General features: G+C 51.5%; 22 protein-coding genes. 10 read left to right on the forward strand and 12 right to left on the reverse strand.

The genetic code is table 11. The features are described 5' to 3' along the window. Positions 1-38: 38 nt before the first annotated feature. From LU196_RS18230 to LU196_RS18240, 3 genes are all read right to left on the reverse strand, one after another. A complete protein-coding gene (locus LU196_RS18230; RefSeq protein WP_232761378.1) occupies positions 39-1076 on the reverse strand; it encodes a hypothetical protein in 1038 nt (345 codons plus the stop codon). 131 nt (positions 1077-1207) lie between these two features. Continuing rightward, on the reverse strand, positions 1208-1441 hold the full coding sequence (locus LU196_RS18235; RefSeq protein WP_370641020.1) for a helix-turn-helix transcriptional regulator: 234 nt from the start codon (positions 1439-1441) through the stop codon (positions 1208-1210). Positions 1442-1914: 473 nt separating this feature from the next. Beyond that, on the reverse strand, positions 1915-2289 hold the full coding sequence (locus LU196_RS18240) for a helix-turn-helix domain-containing protein (RefSeq protein ID WP_232761376.1): 375 nt from the start codon (positions 2287-2289) through the stop codon (positions 1915-1917). A 248-nt stretch (positions 2290-2537) separates the two neighbouring features. Between LU196_RS18240 and LU196_RS18245 the strand changes: the two genes are divergently transcribed. Genes LU196_RS18245 through LU196_RS18255 form a run of 3 tightly spaced genes read left to right on the forward strand, consistent with a single transcriptional unit; the run spans position 2538 to position 3462 of the window. Then, a complete protein-coding gene (locus LU196_RS18245) occupies positions 2538-2816 on the forward strand; it encodes a hypothetical protein (protein ID WP_232761375.1) in 279 nt (92 codons plus the stop codon). A gap of 9 nt (positions 2817-2825) precedes the next feature. After that, on the forward strand, positions 2826-3083 hold the full coding sequence (locus tag LU196_RS18250) for a hypothetical protein (protein WP_232761374.1): 258 nt from the start codon (positions 2826-2828) through the stop codon (positions 3081-3083). A gap of 22 nt (positions 3084-3105) precedes the next feature. Beyond that, positions 3106-3462, forward strand: a complete 357-nt coding sequence (locus LU196_RS18255) for an acyl-CoA dehydrogenase (RefSeq protein WP_232761373.1) — start codon at positions 3106-3108, stop codon at positions 3460-3462. 69 nt (positions 3463-3531) lie between these two features. On the opposite strand, the gene LU196_RS18260 is transcribed toward LU196_RS18255, so the two are convergent. Together LU196_RS18260 and LU196_RS18265 are read right to left on the reverse strand one after the other, a co-directional pair. After that, entirely contained in the window at positions 3532-4794 is a 1263-nt protein-coding gene (locus tag LU196_RS18260) for a site-specific integrase (RefSeq protein WP_232761372.1), read from the reverse strand. Positions 4795-4986: 192 nt separating this feature from the next. Beyond that, positions 4987-5850, reverse strand: coding sequence for a YicC/YloC family endoribonuclease (locus tag LU196_RS18265; RefSeq protein ID WP_232761371.1), 864 nt, complete (start codon positions 5848-5850; stop codon positions 4987-4989). A gap of 157 nt (positions 5851-6007) precedes the next feature. On the opposite strand from LU196_RS18265, the gene LU196_RS18270 reads away from it, so the two are divergent. Beyond that, on the forward strand, positions 6008-6451 hold the full coding sequence (locus tag LU196_RS18270) for a DUF3574 domain-containing protein (RefSeq protein WP_232761370.1): 444 nt from the start codon (positions 6008-6010) through the stop codon (positions 6449-6451). 36 nt (positions 6452-6487) lie between these two features. Here LU196_RS18270 and LU196_RS18275 read toward each other — a convergent pair whose 3' ends face one another. Beyond that, positions 6488-7672 (reverse strand): NupC/NupG family nucleoside CNT transporter, encoded by a 1185-nt coding sequence (locus LU196_RS18275; RefSeq protein WP_232761369.1) that lies wholly within the window; start codon positions 7670-7672, stop codon positions 6488-6490. Between the two features lie 147 nt (positions 7673-7819). Here LU196_RS18275 and rph point away from each other — a divergent pair, with 147 nt between their 5' ends. Continuing rightward, complete coding sequence (rph, locus tag LU196_RS18280; protein WP_232761368.1) at positions 7820-8536, forward strand: ribonuclease PH; 717 nt, start codon at positions 7820-7822, stop codon at positions 8534-8536. 49 nt (positions 8537-8585) lie between these two features. Beyond that, positions 8586-9227, forward strand: a complete 642-nt coding sequence (gene pyrE, locus LU196_RS18285) for an orotate phosphoribosyltransferase (RefSeq protein WP_232761367.1) — start codon at positions 8586-8588, stop codon at positions 9225-9227. Positions 9228-9268: 41 nt separating this feature from the next. Here the strand turns inward: pyrE and slmA are convergent, their stop codons facing one another. From slmA to coaBC, 3 genes are all read right to left on the reverse strand, one after another. Beyond that, positions 9269-9865, reverse strand: a complete 597-nt coding sequence (gene slmA, locus LU196_RS18290; protein WP_232761366.1) for a nucleoid occlusion factor SlmA — start codon at positions 9863-9865, stop codon at positions 9269-9271. 117 nt (positions 9866-9982) lie between these two features. Continuing rightward, positions 9983-10441, reverse strand: coding sequence for a dUTP diphosphatase (dut, locus tag LU196_RS18295; RefSeq protein WP_232761365.1), 459 nt, complete (start codon positions 10439-10441; stop codon positions 9983-9985). Further along, positions 10419-11639 carry a bifunctional phosphopantothenoylcysteine decarboxylase/phosphopantothenate--cysteine ligase CoaBC gene (gene coaBC / locus LU196_RS18300; RefSeq protein ID WP_232761364.1) on the reverse strand — a complete coding sequence of 407 codons (1221 nt, stop codon included), beginning with the start codon at positions 11637-11639 and terminating at the stop codon, positions 10419-10421. Before coaBC ends, dut begins: the two co-directional genes overlap by 23 nt. Positions 11640-11829: 190 nt before the next feature. On the opposite strand from coaBC, the gene radC reads away from it, so the two are divergent. From radC to mutM, 4 genes are all read left to right on the forward strand, one after another. Continuing rightward, positions 11830-12489, forward strand: coding sequence for a DNA repair protein RadC (gene radC, locus LU196_RS18305; protein ID WP_232761363.1), 660 nt, complete (start codon positions 11830-11832; stop codon positions 12487-12489). A gap of 242 nt (positions 12490-12731) precedes the next feature. Beyond that, a complete protein-coding gene (rpmB, locus tag LU196_RS18310; protein ID WP_013511031.1) occupies positions 12732-12968 on the forward strand; it encodes a 50S ribosomal protein L28 in 237 nt (78 codons plus the stop codon). Between the two features lie 10 nt (positions 12969-12978). Continuing rightward, positions 12979-13146, forward strand: coding sequence for a 50S ribosomal protein L33 (gene rpmG / locus LU196_RS18315; protein WP_001051798.1), 168 nt, complete (start codon positions 12979-12981; stop codon positions 13144-13146). 70 nt (positions 13147-13216) lie between these two features. Next, positions 13217-14026: a bifunctional DNA-formamidopyrimidine glycosylase/DNA-(apurinic or apyrimidinic site) lyase gene (gene mutM / locus LU196_RS18320; RefSeq protein WP_232761362.1), complete on the forward strand. Its 810-nt coding sequence runs from the start codon at positions 13217-13219 to the stop codon at positions 14024-14026. Here the strand turns inward: mutM and coaD are convergent, their stop codons facing one another. The 3 genes from coaD to waaA are packed head-to-tail and all read right to left on the reverse strand — an operon-like array spanning position 14027 to position 16566. Beyond that, positions 14027-14515: a pantetheine-phosphate adenylyltransferase gene (gene coaD / locus LU196_RS18325; protein WP_232761361.1), complete on the reverse strand. Its 489-nt coding sequence runs from the start codon at positions 14513-14515 to the stop codon at positions 14027-14029. A gap of 8 nt (positions 14516-14523) precedes the next feature. Next, positions 14524-15288 carry a glycosyltransferase family 2 protein gene (locus LU196_RS18330; RefSeq protein ID WP_232761360.1) on the reverse strand — a complete coding sequence of 255 codons (765 nt, stop codon included), beginning with the start codon at positions 15286-15288 and terminating at the stop codon, positions 14524-14526. Between the two features lie 3 nt (positions 15289-15291). Continuing rightward, on the reverse strand, positions 15292-16566 hold the full coding sequence (waaA, locus tag LU196_RS18335) for a lipid IV(A) 3-deoxy-D-manno-octulosonic acid transferase (protein ID WP_232761359.1): 1275 nt from the start codon (positions 16564-16566) through the stop codon (positions 15292-15294). Positions 16567-16612 lie beyond the last annotated feature (46 nt).

The following is a 16612-nucleotide window of genomic DNA, read 5'->3' on the forward strand; positions in this document are numbered from 1 at the left end:
TTACAATACCTGTTAGACCAAATTCGCACGAATATACATCAGTATTTATTTATTAAGCATTCAAATTTTCTAGTACATAATTCCCATTTTCCCCACATTTCATCTTGATCAATCAAATCAATTTCGTTTTTCTCGATCACCGCGAGAGAGTGCCGAGAGAGTTTAGAGCTTTTTTTCATTTTATTCTTGATGACGATTACATTGTTAGTCTTTATTTTATATGGAAGATATTTTTTGTTAATTAGGTTTTCTTGCATCTGATTACTATAAATCATTAACCGTAAGAATGGGTTGTCCATAGAGGCTATTTCTTTTAGTGAAAGTGGTTTTCCTTTTTTACCTTGTAATATTGTCTTTGGCTTAAAGCGAGCTTCAACTCTTAACAAGTATTTGTGATTTTTACTTTTAACTCCCAATAATCCATTTTCAGTTTGCAAAGAGGAAAACTCCTTCCTTCTTATGTATATTTTTTCATAGCATAGTATATTTATTTTTGACCTTACGCTTCCCAATCTCAGACCGGGCAATCCATTTCTATGATGAAAATATTCAGATACTCCTGCATTTTTTAGCGACCACAAATAATCATTCAATTTACAGTCATAAATATCCAATGCCACATCTATCTGTGTAATCCAAGATCTGCTTATTATTTTAAGAATCTCTTTTCCAAATTTTGATTCCATCCATTTTATAAGTTCTTTAAATTCACTATCGTTAACATGTTGTGGCCTAAAATCAAATCTTATACTTCCTGTGTTTTTATTTACAGGGGAGTAGGCGATATGCAATAGCATACTTGGGATCTTTTCTCTGCTTATAATGCTGATTGCTTTCTTATACGGATAGCCTTCCTTTGGTTTAGTATGAGTTATGGCGTATTTATTGTTTTGGGATTTATTGCAGCTTCTGAGTGCTGAGTGTATTTTAATTTTCTCCTTCTTATTAGTAAAACTACTAACAAGAGTAGCTTTGTCTATTCTTATCTTTAATTTATGTTTGTGATAACTCTTTCCTACATTAATAGAAGGTCTTGTTTCGATGTTCTTGATGTTTAAAAGCATATAGGCTTCCATACAGGATATTTCCTTTGTAAATGGGTTATAGCTATGAATGTATCTAAATACATAGGTTCTAGATAGGTGGTATATAGCGTGCTATTAGAGGGGAAATCAGATAAAGCTATTTGTACCCTGTAATGATTAGATTACATTGAATCCACTATCTGACGGCTTGTTATCCACTCCAAAACCTCCTCTTCTCGCCATGCAACTGCGCGTGCTCCGGTTAGGCTGACTTGCCGAGGAAACGCACCTGCTTCGATTTGTCGGTAGAGCGTTGCACGTGAAATTGCGCATAGTTCCAGAACGGTTTTCACTTTGATTAAGCGTTGATTCGACATCGTTTGAATCCACATTAAAACGCATCGGATTGATACCATCTCGATTTACAGTTTTGTAGATCAACCAAACGATATTGCGTAACATGCTGAAATAAATGAGTTTTTATGGTTTTAATTTCCGAGGAAGAAGTTTCAAACTCTGAAAAAGTTTCGGAATTTTTTGGGTTTCAAAACGGAAATTCTGCGGCGGGATGTTTCAAACGCCGAAAAGTTTCGGAATTTCTGGGTTTCAAAACACAAGTTTAGTGGCGGAAAATGTCGTGTTTTCCATGTGAAAGTTTTGTGTGAACTGATCGAAGAAGACGAGTTTGGCTGATCATGAGAACAGCTTTCTTATGCTGTTCTCAGAGAAAGACTTGAGAATATGAATGGCAACTTTACAGTATTGGGCTGACGCGTAAATTGTGATTTTAATGAACCAACTCAGAATTATATTTATTTTATCGAAACAAAATATATAGTTTCATAGAAAACATATTGCTGTCTAAAAAGTCCCTTGAAAGATAAATTAATCATGTGTATTCATCCAAAAACAAGATCAAAACTCGGCGTTGTTCATGTGTTAAACGAGGCCAAACTTGTTCAAACCTATTCTTTAGATCTACATCTTTTACTGGAACAAATTCTGGTTGTTCGTTATTTCCAGAGGAGCTTTCATCAAAGCAACCAATGAAAAACCAACCAATTGGCGTATTCATTTTTATAGAGATATTTACCAGATGTGCGACATTAATTTTATTAGTCCCTCTTTCATAACGTGAAAGTTGTTGCTGGGAAATATCCGCATACTCGGCTAATTGCTGCGCAGTCATGCCAAGTTCTTTTCTGCGCATCTGGATACGTTGACCAACCAGCTTATCAGTAACTTCGGATGCAAGCTTCGCCATTCTCCCGCCTCATTTTCACTATTAATGTCTATAAATGACATTTTGCTGGCGTTTTACTCTTGCATGAACATCTGTAATGGACTATAAAGTTACTTTTACTCATTTATGGATTACCTGACGCTGATTAACTCACCACTCCGGTCTGAGCATCCTCAAAAAGAGGATTTAACTCAAATTTGATGTCTCTTAATTGGAATTTCTGAGCAGTAAATTTAAAAAATGACATATGATTATTGTAAGAGGAAAATATGAAAGGTTTATCTATCGTAAAAATATTTGTTATACCTCTGATGGTTTATGGCAACGTTGCTTATTCGTCTCCTGATCGTACTGGTTTACCAAACATTGTTGAGGCGTCGTCTTCTCAGGATGAAGGAAGGACTATTGAAGGAGCCTTATATTATTTATCCTTAAAGCATGAAAGTGAAATTTCTGGCTTGGGATTTTCTGCCAGTCAACTTAATTCAATCGTTTATACACGTCCAAGTTGGGTTCATAACTTCGGCAGATTTTCTACTGTGAAGTAATTTATCGCTGTGCTTTATGATCTCCCAAATCTACAATCGTTAAAGGTTATTAAAGACGGTAAATATGTCGGCTTTTTGGTGAAGTTAGCTGGCCGTCCGTCAGCAGGTTTTGCACTTTATAAAGAGGGAGATGAATATTTTTTGAAAGGGCTTGTTGATAATGACGGCATCACTGCCGCGTCTGATCCTAAGGATGAGGCAATAATTTTCAATGCATTTTATTCAGTAGCTGTAGGTGTTTTTATGGCTAATGGTGTTAAAGGTTAATAACTATTGCTAAAAGTGAGCCATGAAAAAACTTATTATACTATCTTTGCTGACAATCGGTACGGCTGTTCATGCTGACGATTATAAAAAACGTAATGGTATCCTTTCTATATCTCCGGAGTCAGATCTTGCGAAATTTAGCATCAATGCTTCTCATGGAGACGGATATGGTGTCTGTGAGATTGAAGGTAAAGCTATATCAATTGGTGCAGAGAAAGGGCTACGCAATCGATGGGTATATAATGATCAATCCAGTACATGCGCAAGAGTTATTAGTGAACAAAAAAATGGCACAATGAAGGTTATTACTGACAAGTGTGAAAATTACTGTGGAGTAACAGCGATAGGCTCATTTGATGGGGATTATCGGAAACAATAAATAGTTTAGGTTTAATTCTCTGGCCTGATATTTCTTAGGCCAGAGAATTTTTTATATATAGGTAAGATATTATGCGATTGCTTGTCTTATTGGTTTTACGTTGTAGTCTTCCCCCTTTTCGAGGATGGAAAGTAACTCTGCCCATAGTGTAAGGGCTTTCTTTCGTTCTTCGAAATATTGGTATCTGTTGTATATACCTTCAACGCCTTTTATTTTGTGGTTTAAGCAACGCTCTGCTATCACCGGGTCTACGCCCAGCGCAGCTAAATGAGAGCGGGCCGTTCGTCTAAAGTCATGAATCGTGAAATTTGGCACGTCCGGCATGTTTGATCTTATTTTAGCTAACGCTACAGGTAGGGTACTTTCCTGAATATGAGGAATCATACGGTGTTGCATTTTTCTTGCCGGAAGAACCCATTCACTGTTGCCGGACATGATGTGCAATTCTTTAAGCCAGCCAACAACGGATACAGCCAGTGGGATATCAATGCCATCGCCGTTTTTAACGCGTTCAGCAGGCAAATGCCAGATGCCTTCGTCCAGATCAAATTCTGACCATTTAGCACCACATAATTCCATCTTTCGGCAGCAGAGGGCTAGAATGAGCTTCACAGTTAGTTCATTCTGACGGGAAAATCCTTTGGTTAAAGGCATTACCTTAAAGAGCTGTACCAGTTCATCCCGACTTAACCAGCGCTCGCGGCTTTGTTCTTGCCCTCCTGCATCAGAGATGTCAAATGCACTTGCTGGATTAGCAGCCAGCATGTGCCGCTTAATTCCGTAATCAAAGATCCGTCGAGTCCACCTGAGAACGTCATTGGCAACGGTAGGCGCTCCTCGTAGAAGGATCTTTTGCAACATATCATCAATATGATAAGGGCGAACGTCCTCTATTCGCAGGTTGCCTATGTTTGGATTTATATCTTTTTCGATGCGGCGGCGCAGTATGTCGGGGTTCTTCCAGCGTTTAAGTATCTGGCGTTCAAAATATTCGCTAGCTAATTGGGAAACCCGAAGTGCGTGTTTTTCAGACTCTATTTTTTTGAGGGCGTCAGCTTTACGTTCTTGCTTCTCTCCGGCTACGTCATAACCCAATGCCACACGTGCAGAGAGTTCCTTAGCTGTCTCCCGCGCTCTTGCTAGTGATAGTTCAGCATAGGAACCGATGCCCATTACTCGCTGTTTTCCAGAGAAACGGTAACGAAAACGCCAGAATGGAGCAGCATACTTCTTTGGAAAACAGATATATAGGCCGTTTCCAGCCGACCTTGCTTCGAAGCGTTCGTCAGCCCTGATCCATGCCTTGATTTGTATGTCTGTCATTTTTGTCATGTATGACTCTGCTTATGTGCTGTGTGTACATAATTATGATGCCATAAAAGTTATTATGTACATAGATAAGTACACGCTAAACATGCGCTGTAGTGATACACGATGAGACAATGTGATAAAAAATAGCCCGGTAATTCGGGCTATTAGAGGTGGGTTTAGCTTGGGTGAGACAAAGTGAGATCGCCTGAGATATTACTCAATGTTCTGAATCTGCTCGCGCATCTGCTCAATCAGCACCTTCAGCTCTATCGCGGAGGTGGTGATTTCAGCGTTAATTGACTTCGAGGCCAGGGTGTTCGACTCGCGGTTGAACTCCTGCATCATAAAGTCCAGCCGGCGGCCTACCGCCTCTTTTTTCTTGAGGATGTTGTAGGTTTCTTTCACGTGCGCGTCGAGGCGATCCAATTCTTCCGCCACGTCGATGCGCTGCGCCATCATCACCAGCTCTTGCTCAAGGCGATTATTTTCCAGCTGCACCTCGGCGTCTTCCAGCTTCGCCACCAGGCGCTCGCGCTGCCATTTCACCACTTCAGGCATCTGCGCGCGCACTTTGCTGACTTCCTGTGTGACGCCCTCAAGGCGCTGCTCAATCAACCCCTTCAGCGCTTGTCCTTCGGTCTCGCGCGCTTCAATGAAGTCATCCAGCGCGCCATCCAGCGCGCTCAGCAGTTCGGCGTTAATGGCATCCAGATCTTGCTCCTGTGCGGACATGACGCCCGGCCAGCGCAGAATATCCATCGGATTGATTGCGCCTTCGTCAGCCTGCATTTTCACCCAGTTGGCCGACTGCACCAGCTGTTTCGCCAGCGCTTCGTTAAGCTGGAGCTCGCCCTGTGCGCTCGGGTCTGCCTCAAAACGCAGATAGCACTCAATCTTGCCGCGCGTCAGGCGATTGCGAATGCGCTCGCGGATCACCGGCTCCAGACCGCGAAATTGCTCCGGCAGACGGATATAGGTTTCCAGATAGCGCTGGTTTACCGAACGGAGTTCCCAGGCGGCGCTGCCCCAGTTGCCTTTGGCTTCGCGTCGGGCGTAAGCGGTCATGCTGCGGATCATAAGCGTGTACTCATTTTCAGGAATGTTCTGCGCATTATAGTGATGCAGGCTTAACCATGATAGGCATAAGCACGCGGCCGCCTTCCGCGAAAAGCGTGACGCGCGCGTTATGTTCGCCCTATGATGGCGCATCACCCCTGTTAACGATGAGGCTATCATGTTGAATAAACTCGCGATGTCGCTGGCTCTCGCCCTGTTTCTTACCGGCTGTCAGGTCCCTGTGACTCCGCATCAGCACGCCGTCACCCCAACGACGCCGGTCGCGGTATGTCATTCGGGCGATATGATGATGCAAACCACGCTGTGGTTTGGTCTGAGTAAACCGGATGGCGGAACGGTCAGCGCGCAAGCGTGGCAGCAGTTTATTGATAACGACGTGACGCCGCGCTTCAAAGACGGGCTGTCTGTCTATGATGCAAAAGGGCAGTGGCTGGGGGAAAATGGCCGACTGGCGCGCGAGAACAGCAAGGCGCTGATGCTGATTCATCGTCCGGATAGCGCGACCTCAGCGAGCATTGACGCACTGCGCGAGATCTATAAAAAACGCTTTAACCAAGAATCGGTGATGCGCGTAGACGCCCTGGTCTGCGCCGCGTTTTAAGAAACAGCGGGGCGCGCGGTAAAGGCGCCCCAGCGGTTAAATAAATAAGCCGGCAAACGCCGCAGACAGCAGGCTTACTAACGTTGAGCCATACACCAGCTTCCAGCCGAAGCGCGACACCACGTTACCCTGCCGCTCATTCAGGCCTTTAATGGCACCTGCGACAATGCCGATCGAGGCAAAGTTAGCAAACGACACCAGGAACACCGACAGAATACCTAAGCCCCGTGGCGACATGCCGGCGGCAACTTTTTTCAGCTCGATCATGGCGACAAACTCATTGGCCACCAGCTTGGTCGCCATAATGCTGGCTGCCTGCAGCGCATCTGCTGAAGGAATACCAATCAGCCAGGCAAAAGGATAGAACAGATACCCCAGCAGCTGCTGGAAGCTGTAGCCAAACACGGCGGCAAACACCGCGTTAATCGCGGCGATCAGGGCAATGAAGCCAATCAGCATTGCCAGAATAATCATGGCAACCTTGAAGCCTGCAAGAATGTATTCGCCCAGCATCTCAAAGAAGCTTTGTTCTTCATGCAGTTTGTCCAGCGCGATATGCTCTTCCGTCTCGGGCTGCGTTGGGTTGATGATGGACAGAATAATAAACGTGCTGAACATATTGAGCAGCAGCGCGGCGACCACATAGCGCGCATCGATCATCGACATGTAGGCACCCACAATCGACAGCGAAACGGTAGACATGGCGGTGGCGGCCATGGTGTACATGCGCGGTGCGGAGATATCGCCGAGGATGCCTTTGTAGGCAATAAAGTTCTCCGACTGCCCGAGAATCAGCGTGCTGACGGCATTGAACGACTCCAGTTTGCCCATGCCGTTGACCTTCGACAGCAGCGTGCCCACCAGGCGGATCAGGAGCGGCAAAATACGCCAATGCTGTAAAATGCCAATCAGCGCGGAAATAAACACAATCGGACACAAAACGCCGAGGAAAATGAACGCCAGGCCCTGCTTCGCCATATTGCCGAATACAAAATCGGTGCCCTGTGCAGCAAAGGTCAGCAGCGTTTCAAAAAAACCGCCGACGGCCGTGACGACCGACTGTCCCTCTGCGGAATGCAGGAAAAACCAGCCTAGCGCGGCTTCCACCACCAGCAGCTGTACGATAAAACGCGGACGGATCCGCTTGCGGTCATGGCTGACCACCAACGCAAGGGCAAAAATCACCGCCAGCGCCAGAAGAAAATGAAGTATCGCTGTCATCTTTTATCTTTATCTCGGAGGGAAAGGGCGCATTTAGCCACAGCTGCGGCGGAATTTCATCCAGGAAAAGGGGTGCAAGCGGGCGGGACAGCTGCGCCTGAAGTCCGTATAATGCGCAGCCAAACCTATGCAAGCCGGAGAGAAACCATGCGTCCAGCAGGCCGTAGCACTTCTGAAGTGCGTCCCGTCACCCTGACTCGTCACTACACCAAACACGCCGAAGGCTCGGTGCTTGTTGAGTTCGGTGAAACTAAAGTGCTCTGCACCGCGACCATTGAAGAGGGCGTTCCCCGTTTCCTGAAAGGCAAAGGCCAGGGTTGGATCACCGCCGAGTATGGCATGCTGCCGCGCTCGACCCACAGCCGCATGGCGCGTGAAGCGGCCAAAGGCAAACAGGGTGGGCGCACCCTGGAAATTCAGCGCCTGATTGCCCGTTCGCTGCGCGCGGCGGTGGATTTAGCGGCGTTGGGTGAATACACCATTACGCTGGACTGCGACGTCATTCAGGCCGATGGCGGCACGCGCACGGCGTCCATTACCGGTGCCTGTGTGGCGTTGGCCGATGCGCTGAATGCGTTGGTTGCCGCAGGCAAGCTGAAAGCCAGCCCGCTGAAAGGCATGGTGGCGGCCATTTCGGTGGGCATCGTTGCCGGAGAAGCGGTATGTGACCTGGAGTACGTGGAAGACGCCGCCGCAGAGACCGACATGAATGTCGTGATGACAGAAGATGGTCGCATGATCGAAGTGCAGGGCACCGCAGAAGGCGAACCCTTCAGCCACGACGAGCTATTGCAGCTGCTGGCGCTGGCGCGCGACGGTATTGCGCAGCTGATTCAGGCGCAAAAAGCAGCGTTAACATCTTGAGGTAACAGGCGACCATGGAGTCGCCTTTTTTTTACGAGAGGAATGAGAAATGAAAGCCTGGCAGCGTCAGTTTATCGAATTTGCCCTCAACAAAGGGGTGCTGAAATTTGGGGAGTTCACTCTAAAATCCGGACGGAAAAGTCCCTATTTCTTCAACGCGGGTCTGTTTAATACCGGACGGGATTTAGCGCTGCTGGGCCGTTTTTATGCACAGGCGCTGGTGGATGCCGGCGTAGATTTCGATCTGCTGTTTGGCCCGGCTTACAAAGGGATTCCGATCGCCACCACCACTGCGGTCGCCCTGGCCGATCATCACGACCGAGATGTGCCTTACTGCTTTAATCGCAAAGAAGCCAAAGATCACGGTGAAGGTGGGTTGCTGGTGGGCAGTCCGCTGCAGGGCAAAGTGATGCTGGTAGACGATGTGATTACCGCAGGCACTGCGATTCGTGAGTCGATGGACATTATTAACGCGCACAGCGCCACGCTGGCGGGCGTATTAATTTCGCTGGATCGTCAGGAGCGCGGCCGTGGCGAGATCTCCGCCATTCAGGAAGTCGAGCGCGATTATCAGTGTCAGGTGACGGCTATCGTGACCTTAAGCGACCTGATTGACTATCTGGAAGAGAAGCCGGAGATGGCCGATCATCTGGCCAATGTACGCAGCTATCGTAAAACGTACGGGGTGTAACCGTCGCGTTTGCCGCGCGTTGCCTGACGCGCGGCCCGCGATTACACCAGCTGAGCGGCCAGCAACGGCCAGCGCTGATCAAAATCGCTGGTGGGTCGGTAGCGGAACTCTGAGCGCACGTAACGCGACAACAGGCCCTCACAAAAGGCCAGGAGCTGGCTAGCCAGCAGCGCTTCATCCGCCTGGAAACCTTCGCCCTCACGCATCTTTTTCTCCCGCATGACCTGGCGCAGCTGCACTTCTATGCGTTCAAACAGCTGATTGATGCGCCCTTGCAGGCGATCCTGTTCAAACATCAGCGCATGGCCGGTTAAAATACGCGTCAGACCCGGATTACGTTCGCCGAATCCCAGAATCAGCTGAACAATGAGCCGCAGGCGAGTCAGCGTCTCTTTTTCATCGTTCAGGATGAGATTGATACGCGTGATAAGACTGTCTTCGATAAATTCAATAAGGCTGTCGAACATGCGCGTTTTGCTGGGAAAATGTCGATATAGCGCGGCTTCTGACACGCCCACATTCGCGGCCAGCTTGGCCGTGGTGATGCGCTGACTGCCATCGCTTGACTCCAGCATCTGCGCGAGCGCCTGCAAAATCTCTTCGCGACGGTTCCGTTTCGCGACTTTTTTTTCTGCCATGACCTTCAAGACCCCTGAAATTCACCAAAACAGGCAATACGCGCCCCTCTGTCACAGACCAGGCGACCTGTGACGCTGAGAAATAAAAAGATGGCGTAGAGAAAAGTGCGCTGCGTGTTACTGACGACCGGAATGACCAAAGCCACCGTCGCCGCGATCGCTGGTGTCAAATGCGTCCACCAGATTAAATTCAGCCTGTACCACCGGCACAAACACGAGCTGTGCCAGACGATCGCCGGGCTGCAGCGTAAAGTGCTGTTGTCCCCGGTTCCATACGGACACCATGAGCTGTCCTTGATAATCCGAGTCAATCAAGCCAACCAGGTTACCTAATACAATACCGTGTTTGTGGCCTAAACCGGAGCGCGGCAGAATCACAGCAGCCAGAGAGGGATCGGCAATGTGAATGGCCAAGCCGGTCGGCACCAGCGTGGTCGTGCCCGGTGCGATGTCCAGCGCGTCATCAAGGCAGGCGCGCAGATCAAGCCCGGCAGAACCTGATGTTGCATAGGTAGGCAGCGGAAATTCACTGCCCACGCGTGGATCAAGAATCTTAACGTCTATTTTTTTCATCATAACGGCTGACAATCTCGTCTATTAATTGTTGGCCAAGGAGGGCCTTATCGCTGAGCGGTAAGATTTTTTCGCCGTCCTGCCAAAAAAGGTGAAGAGCATTGGTGTCGCTATTGAATCCCTGCCCGGCTTGCGCGACATCATTGGCGCAAATCAGGTCCAGGTTTTTTCGCACCCGCTTTTGCCGCGCGTATTCTTCCACATTCTGGGTTTCGGCAGCAAATCCGACAACATAAGGGCGATTTTTTGGCAAATTTGCCACGCCCGCTACGATATCGGGGTTTTTTACCAGCTGCACGGTGACGCTATCGTCTCCGCCCTGCTTTTTGATTTTCTCTGCAGCGATGGTGGCCGCGCGGTAGTCTGCCACGGCTGCGCTAGCAATGAAAATATGTTGTTGGCTGATTTGCGCCATCACGGCGGCTTCCATTTCCAGCGCACTGTTCACGTCCACGCGCGTCACGCCTGCGGGGGTTGCCAGCGTCACTGGTCCGGAAACCAGCGTGACGTTGGCGCCGCGTTTGGCGGCAGCCGCCGCGATGGCATAGCCCATTTTGCCGGAGCTGTGGTTGCTGATATACCGCACTGGATCAAGCGCCTCTCGCGTCGGGCCGGCGGTGATCATAATGTTGAGATGTTGCAGATCGTTGACGGGCGCGGCCCACTCCAGCGCGTGCGCCACAATGGCCAGCGGGTCAAGCATGCGGCCGGGGCCAACGTCCCCGCACGCCTGACTGCCGCTGTCTGGCCCCCAAATTAAGACACCGCGCTGGTGAAGGCGCGTCAGGTTCTCCTGCGTCACGGCGGCGCGGTACATTTGTTGATTCATTGCCGGAACGATAGCCAGCGGCGCGGCGCTCGCAAGGCAGGCGGTCGTGACCAGATCGTTCGCCATACCGGCCGTGACGCGCGCAATCAGATCGGCGGACGCCGGGGCCAGCAGAATCAAATCTGCCCACTTTGCCAGCTCAATATGGCCCATAGCGGCTTCCGCGGCCGGGTCGAGGAGGTCGTCAAACACGGGATATCCCGAAACGGCTTGCAGGCTCAGCGGCGTAATAAAGGCCCGTGCAGCCTGCGTCATCATTACGCGCACCTCCGCGCCGCGATCGCGCAGTCTACGCACCAGCTCAGGCGCTTTATATGCAGCAATGCCGCCGCTCACGCCCAGTAGAACTTTTTTTCCGGCTAATCCCGTCATGTTGTGACCTCACCTGAAGACAGAGCGCCGCGTTGAGTCTGAGGCGGCAGATGCGGGCAACTTTATCATAAAATCCCCAGGGCGCCTTTTCACGGCCTGCGCCTTTGCGAGCTCGCGCTGAAAAGCAGGCAAAGGCGCTGGCGTCGGATGCGCCGCCCGCGCAGACTGGGCGTGAATCTGAGGGGGCACCATGGATATCGAATTGGCACCACGAGAAAAGCTGCTTGCGGCGGGCGCAGCATCGCTGAGCGATGTTGAGCTGTTAGCGATCTTTTTGCGTACCGGCCTGCGCGGCATCAGCGTGATAACGCTGGCCGAACAGATGATGCAGGAGTTTGGCTCGCTGTACGGCATTATCACGGCAGGGCCAGAAAGACTCGGCGCGGTAAAAGGCATTGGCAGTGCCAAAATGGCGCAGCTTCAGGCCATTGCCGAACTGGGGCAGCGTTTTTTTGCCAGCCAGCTCTCGCGGGAGAATGTCATGAAGAATCCGCATGTGACCCGGCACTATCTGCAGAGCGTGCTGGCGCATCAGGAGCGAGAAGTTTTTATGGCGCTGTTTCTTGATAATCAACATCGCGTGTTACAGGCGAAAAGGATGTTTTCAGGGACGCTGGCCAGCGTGGAGGTGCATCCACGAGAGATCGTGCGCGAGGCGCTGAAACTCAATGCCGCCGCGGTTATCCTTGCGCATAATCACCCTTCTGGCATGGCTGAACCCAGCCGGGCTGACCGAGACATTACCGAGAAAGTGAAGCAGGCCTGCGCGCTGCTGAACATCCGTTTACTGGATCACCTGGTTATAGGACACGGGGATTACACCTCTTTCGCGGAACGCGGTTGGCTATAATTTGCGGCGCGATTGGGCAGAAATGAGGCGTTTTCACGCGATCCAGCGGGATCTTTATTTGTTCGGGACTTGAGCACTTGGCCTGAGCGGCGTATACTACGCCACCTTTGAGAATCTCGGGTTTGGCGTTTGGGCCAGCTTAGCGGGTTCACATGGAACTCGCCTGGGCGGGCTAAGGCCTGACGAGGCGGCCAAAACCTAGTTTTTAAAGCTCGAGCTGATTTGATTTTTGGAGAATAGAAATGTCACGAGTCTGCCAGGTAACTGGAAAGCGTCCGGTGACCGGTAACAACCGTTCCCACGCATTGAACGCGACGAAACGCCGTTTCCTGCCGAACCTGCACTCTCACCGTTTCTGGGTTGAGAGCGAGAAGCGCTTCGTTACTCTGCGTGTATCTGCTAAAGGTATGCGTGTTATTGATAAAAAGGGCATTGATACGGTCTTAGCCGAAATCCGCGCCCGTGGTGAGAAGTACTAAGGACTGAATCATGGCTAAAGGTATTCGTGAGAAGATCAAGCTCGTTTCCTCTGCTGGTACAGGTCACTTCTATACCACCACGAAGAACAAACGTACTAAACCAGAGAAGCTGGAACTGAAAAAGTTCGATCCGGTTGTACGTCAGCACGTGATCTACAAAGAAGCCAAAATTAAGTAATTTTGGTGTTCTTGCGAAAAACCCGGCTCCGGCCGGGTTTTTTGTTTCTGCGCTTCGTTGAGGAGATGAGATGCCTGAGTTACCAGAGGTTGAAACCAGCCGACGCGGAATTGAGCCTCATTTAGTGGGGCAGACCATTCTGCATGCCATTGTGCGTAACCCGCGCCTGCGCTGGCCGGTTTCCCATGAAATTCACGCGTTAAGCGATCAGCCGGTGCTGAGCGTACAGCGCCGCGCCAAATACTTGCTGCTGGAGCTGCCGCACGGCTGGATCATCATCCATCTCGGCATGTCGGGCAGCCTGCGCGTATTACCCGGTGAACAGCCAGCGGCAAAACATGACCACGTTGATCTGGTGATGAGTAATGGCAAAGTGCTGCGCTATACCGATCCGCGCCGCTTCGGTGCATGGCTATGGACCAGCGACTTGCAGGGCAGTAGCGTGCTGGCGCATCTGGGACCCGAGCCGCTGAGTAGCGAATTTAACGGCGATTACCTGTTCGAGAAATCACGTGGCAAGCGCACTGTGATTAAGCAGTGGCTGATGGACAACAAAGTGGTGGTCGGTGTGGGCAATATCTACGCCAGTGAATCGCTGTTCACCGCCGGGATCTTACCCGATCGTCCCGTGATGAGTATCAGCGCAGAAGACGCCAACAGGCTGGCGGATACCATTAAAGCCGTGCTGTTGCGCTCTATTGAGCAGGGCGGAACCACGCTGCGCGATTTCCTGCAAACTGACGGGAAACCGGGATATTTTGCGCAGCAGCTGCAAGTGTATGGCCGGAGCGGCGAACCGTGTCGCGCGTGCGGCACGCCCATTATGAGCGGCAAGCATGGTCAGCGCAGCACCTTCTGGTGCCCACGCTGTCAGCGCTAGTTAACTCGGCTGAGCCAGTTTAGCCAGCAGCGCCTGATGCACCTCGGCAGGCAGAAATGCCTGCACATCTCCGCCGTGACGCGCCACTTCTTTCACCAGCGACGAGGAGATGAAAGAGAAAGCTTCTGACGGCATCAAAAACACGCTTTCCAGCGTGGGCAGCAAATGGCGATTCATTTTTGCCAGTTGAAGTTCATACTCAAAATCCCCCACGCCGCGCAGGCCGCGTACCAGCACATTTGCGCCCTGTTGCTCAGCGAAGTTGGCCATCAGCTCACTGAATCCCCTCACCGTCACGTTGGCAAGATGCGCCGTGACCTGACGTGCCAGCGCCACGCGCTCGTCCAGGCTGAACAGCGGTTTTTTGCTGGGGCTGGCGGCGATCGCCACCACAAGGTGGTCAAACATCTGCGCTGCGCGAGCCACAATATCAAGGTGGCCCAGCGTAATAGGATCAAACGTGCCAGGATAAATCGCTTTCGTGCTCATACGCGACCTTAAGTTGAAGTGTGGTGCAGCGCCCAGAGCGCCGAGTATTTATTGAACGTATATTGCGCGTTCACCACCGCCAAAATCCAGCCCTGCTTGCCATCAAGAAATCCGCCTCGCAGCAGCAGCGTTTTCAGGAACGCGCCCAGCGTGTGGGCAAAAATGCTCACGATGTCGCAGCGCTTGCCACGCTGGAAGCGCTCCTGTGCCCAGGCTTCGGCATAGTTCATCTGCTTACGCTGAAAAGCGATGAGGTCACGGCAGGTGAGATGCTGTAAATCGCCGGACAGCGCCACCACCTGTGCACCCTGCGTCTCCAGCGACTCATGCACCAGATTGTCGTTATAGACGAAGGTACGCGGATAGAGGCGCGTGACGCGATCGGGGTACCAGCCGCTGTGGCGCATAAAGCGTCCCAAAAAAAGATTGCTGCGGCCCAGGCTATAAACGGTGTGAGGCGCGGGCTGGGCCAGCACCTGTTCAATGGCGCCCCGCAGCGCTGGGGTGACGCGTTCATCGGCATCCAGCATCAAAATCATGTCGCCCGTGGCAAATGCCTGCGCGCGCTGACGCTGTTTACCAAACCCGGCCCACGCCTCAGAGACGTAAACTTGGGCACCTGCCCGGCGCGCCACCTCGACGGTGTTATCCTGACTGCCTGCGTCCAGCACCACAATTTCATCTGCCCAGCTTACGGAGGCAAGCGCATCCGGCAGGAGTTCAGCTTCGTTTTTGGCGATCATCACCACGGAAAGGCGTTGGCGTTGCGGCATGCGTTAGTGGGCTCGCGGCGGTAAATAGGGTTCAAGTAACTGAAGCAGGCGCTGAAGTGCGCCCTGATTCTGGTGCAGCACCTCAACCGCATGGCGGCCGTAATAGCGGCGGTAGTCATCGTCATTCAGCAGATTGACGACTTCTTTCTCCAGCGATGCCGCGTCCGTGACGGTGATCAGTCCCTCGGCCTGCTGCAGCTTGGCGCAGATATCTTTGAAGTTCCAGGTGTGCGGCCCCATCAGTACGGGGATCGCATGCGCAGCGGGTTCCAGCGGATTATGTCCGCCACGCTCAACCAGGCTGCCGCCCACAAACGCAAGATCGGCAATGCCGTAGAGCAGCATCAGTTCACCCATGGTGTCGCCAATCACCACTTGCGTGGCGCTGGACGGGATCTCGCCGCTGCTGCGTAGGGTAAAGCTAAAGCCGCGCTTTTGCGTCAGATCGCAGGCATCTTTAAACCGTTCGGGGTGGCGCGGCACCAGAATCAGCAGCAGGTCGGGAAACGATTGCAGCAGGCGGCGATGCACATCCAGCACCAGTGCTTCTTCGCCATCATGGGTACTGGTGGCGATCCAGACGGGGCGACGCGAGGCCCACTGACGACGCAGGGTAAGGGCTTTGGCCGCCAGCTCTGGCGTGACGGAGATATCAAACTTCAGGCTGCCGGTCACCGCCAGATGCGAGCGTTTCAACCCCAGGCTCAGGAAGCGGTCGCCGTCCTCGGTATTCTGGGCGGCAATCAGGGTAATGCGCTGTAGCAAGTCGCGCATGAAGCCCCCCAGCTTTTTGTACCCTTTTGCCGAGCGCTCCGAAAGGCGCGCATTGGCAATCACCAACGGGATCTGACGCTGGTGCAAAATGCGGATGATGTTCGGCCACAGCTCGGTTTCCATGATGATCACCAGGCGTGGATTCACCGTGTCGAGAAAACGGTTGATGGCGTTGGGCAAGTCATAGGGCAGATAGACGTGATGCACGTCTTTGCCAAAGGCCGACTGCGCGCGCTCTGAGCCGGTTGGCGTCATGGTCGTAACGGTGATAGGCAGCATCGGATAGCGATGACGTAGCGCCCGCACCAGCGGAACGGCGGCCAGGGTTTCGCCCACCGACACGGAGTGCAGCACAATACCGTGCGGCTGCACTTTCCCCGTGCAATAGCCATAGCGTTCTGCCCAGCGTTTACGGTAAGCCGGTGCTTTTCGACCGCGCAGCCACAGGCGCAGCCAGATCAGTGGCTGGATCAGATAGAGCAGGGCGGTGTAAAGAGTCGTCATAGTTATCGTTACGACAAGATCGCGTCAAAAAACACATGAAAGGCGG

The sequence above is a fragment of the Pantoea sp. Mb-10 genome, assembly GCF_021272205.1.
In the GTDB taxonomy this organism is placed as follows: domain Bacteria; phylum Pseudomonadota; class Gammaproteobacteria; order Enterobacterales; family Enterobacteriaceae; genus Pantoea.

What these genes read in the sequence shown, in the direction of transcription:
- LU196_RS18230 (WP_232761378.1), bottom strand. Translation starts at nt 1,076, where the DNA reads ATGGAAGCCTATATGCTTTTAAACATCAAGAACATCGAAACAAGACCT.
- LU196_RS18235 (WP_370641020.1), bottom strand. Translation starts at nt 1,441, where the DNA reads ATGGTATCAATCCGATGCGTTTTAATGTGGATTCAAACGATGTCGAAT.
- LU196_RS18240 (WP_232761376.1), bottom strand. Translation starts at nt 2,289, where the DNA reads ATGGCGAAGCTTGCATCCGAAGTTACTGATAAGCTGGTTGGTCAACGT.
- LU196_RS18245 (WP_232761375.1), top strand. Translation starts at nt 2,538, where the DNA reads ATGAAAGGTTTATCTATCGTAAAAATATTTGTTATACCTCTGATGGTT.
- LU196_RS18255 (WP_232761373.1), top strand. Translation starts at nt 3,106, where the DNA reads ATGAAAAAACTTATTATACTATCTTTGCTGACAATCGGTACGGCTGTT.
- LU196_RS18260 (WP_232761372.1), bottom strand. Translation starts at nt 4,794, where the DNA reads ATGACAAAAATGACAGACATACAAATCAAGGCATGGATCAGGGCTGAC.
- LU196_RS18265 (WP_232761371.1), bottom strand. Translation starts at nt 5,850, where the DNA reads ATGATCCGCAGCATGACCGCTTACGCCCGACGCGAAGCCAAAGGCAAC.
- LU196_RS18270 (WP_232761370.1), top strand. Translation starts at nt 6,008, where the DNA reads ATGTTGAATAAACTCGCGATGTCGCTGGCTCTCGCCCTGTTTCTTACC.
- LU196_RS18275 (WP_232761369.1), bottom strand. Translation starts at nt 7,672, where the DNA reads ATGACAGCGATACTTCATTTTCTTCTGGCGCTGGCGGTGATTTTTGCC.
- rph (WP_232761368.1), top strand. Translation starts at nt 7,820, where the DNA reads ATGCGTCCAGCAGGCCGTAGCACTTCTGAAGTGCGTCCCGTCACCCTG.
- pyrE (WP_232761367.1), top strand. Translation starts at nt 8,586, where the DNA reads ATGAAAGCCTGGCAGCGTCAGTTTATCGAATTTGCCCTCAACAAAGGG.
- slmA (WP_232761366.1), bottom strand. Translation starts at nt 9,865, where the DNA reads ATGGCAGAAAAAAAAGTCGCGAAACGGAACCGTCGCGAAGAGATTTTG.
- dut (WP_232761365.1), bottom strand. Translation starts at nt 10,441, where the DNA reads ATGATGAAAAAAATAGACGTTAAGATTCTTGATCCACGCGTGGGCAGT.
- coaBC (WP_232761364.1), bottom strand. Translation starts at nt 11,639, where the DNA reads ATGACGGGATTAGCCGGAAAAAAAGTTCTACTGGGCGTGAGCGGCGGC.
- radC (WP_232761363.1), top strand. Translation starts at nt 11,830, where the DNA reads ATGGATATCGAATTGGCACCACGAGAAAAGCTGCTTGCGGCGGGCGCA.
- rpmB (WP_013511031.1), top strand. Translation starts at nt 12,732, where the DNA reads ATGTCACGAGTCTGCCAGGTAACTGGAAAGCGTCCGGTGACCGGTAAC.
- rpmG (WP_001051798.1), top strand. Translation starts at nt 12,979, where the DNA reads ATGGCTAAAGGTATTCGTGAGAAGATCAAGCTCGTTTCCTCTGCTGGT.
- mutM (WP_232761362.1), top strand. Translation starts at nt 13,217, where the DNA reads ATGCCTGAGTTACCAGAGGTTGAAACCAGCCGACGCGGAATTGAGCCT.
- coaD (WP_232761361.1), bottom strand. Translation starts at nt 14,515, where the DNA reads ATGAGCACGAAAGCGATTTATCCTGGCACGTTTGATCCTATTACGCTG.
- LU196_RS18330 (WP_232761360.1), bottom strand. Translation starts at nt 15,288, where the DNA reads ATGCCGCAACGCCAACGCCTTTCCGTGGTGATGATCGCCAAAAACGAA.
- waaA (WP_232761359.1), bottom strand. Translation starts at nt 16,566, where the DNA reads ATGACGACTCTTTACACCGCCCTGCTCTATCTGATCCAGCCACTGATC.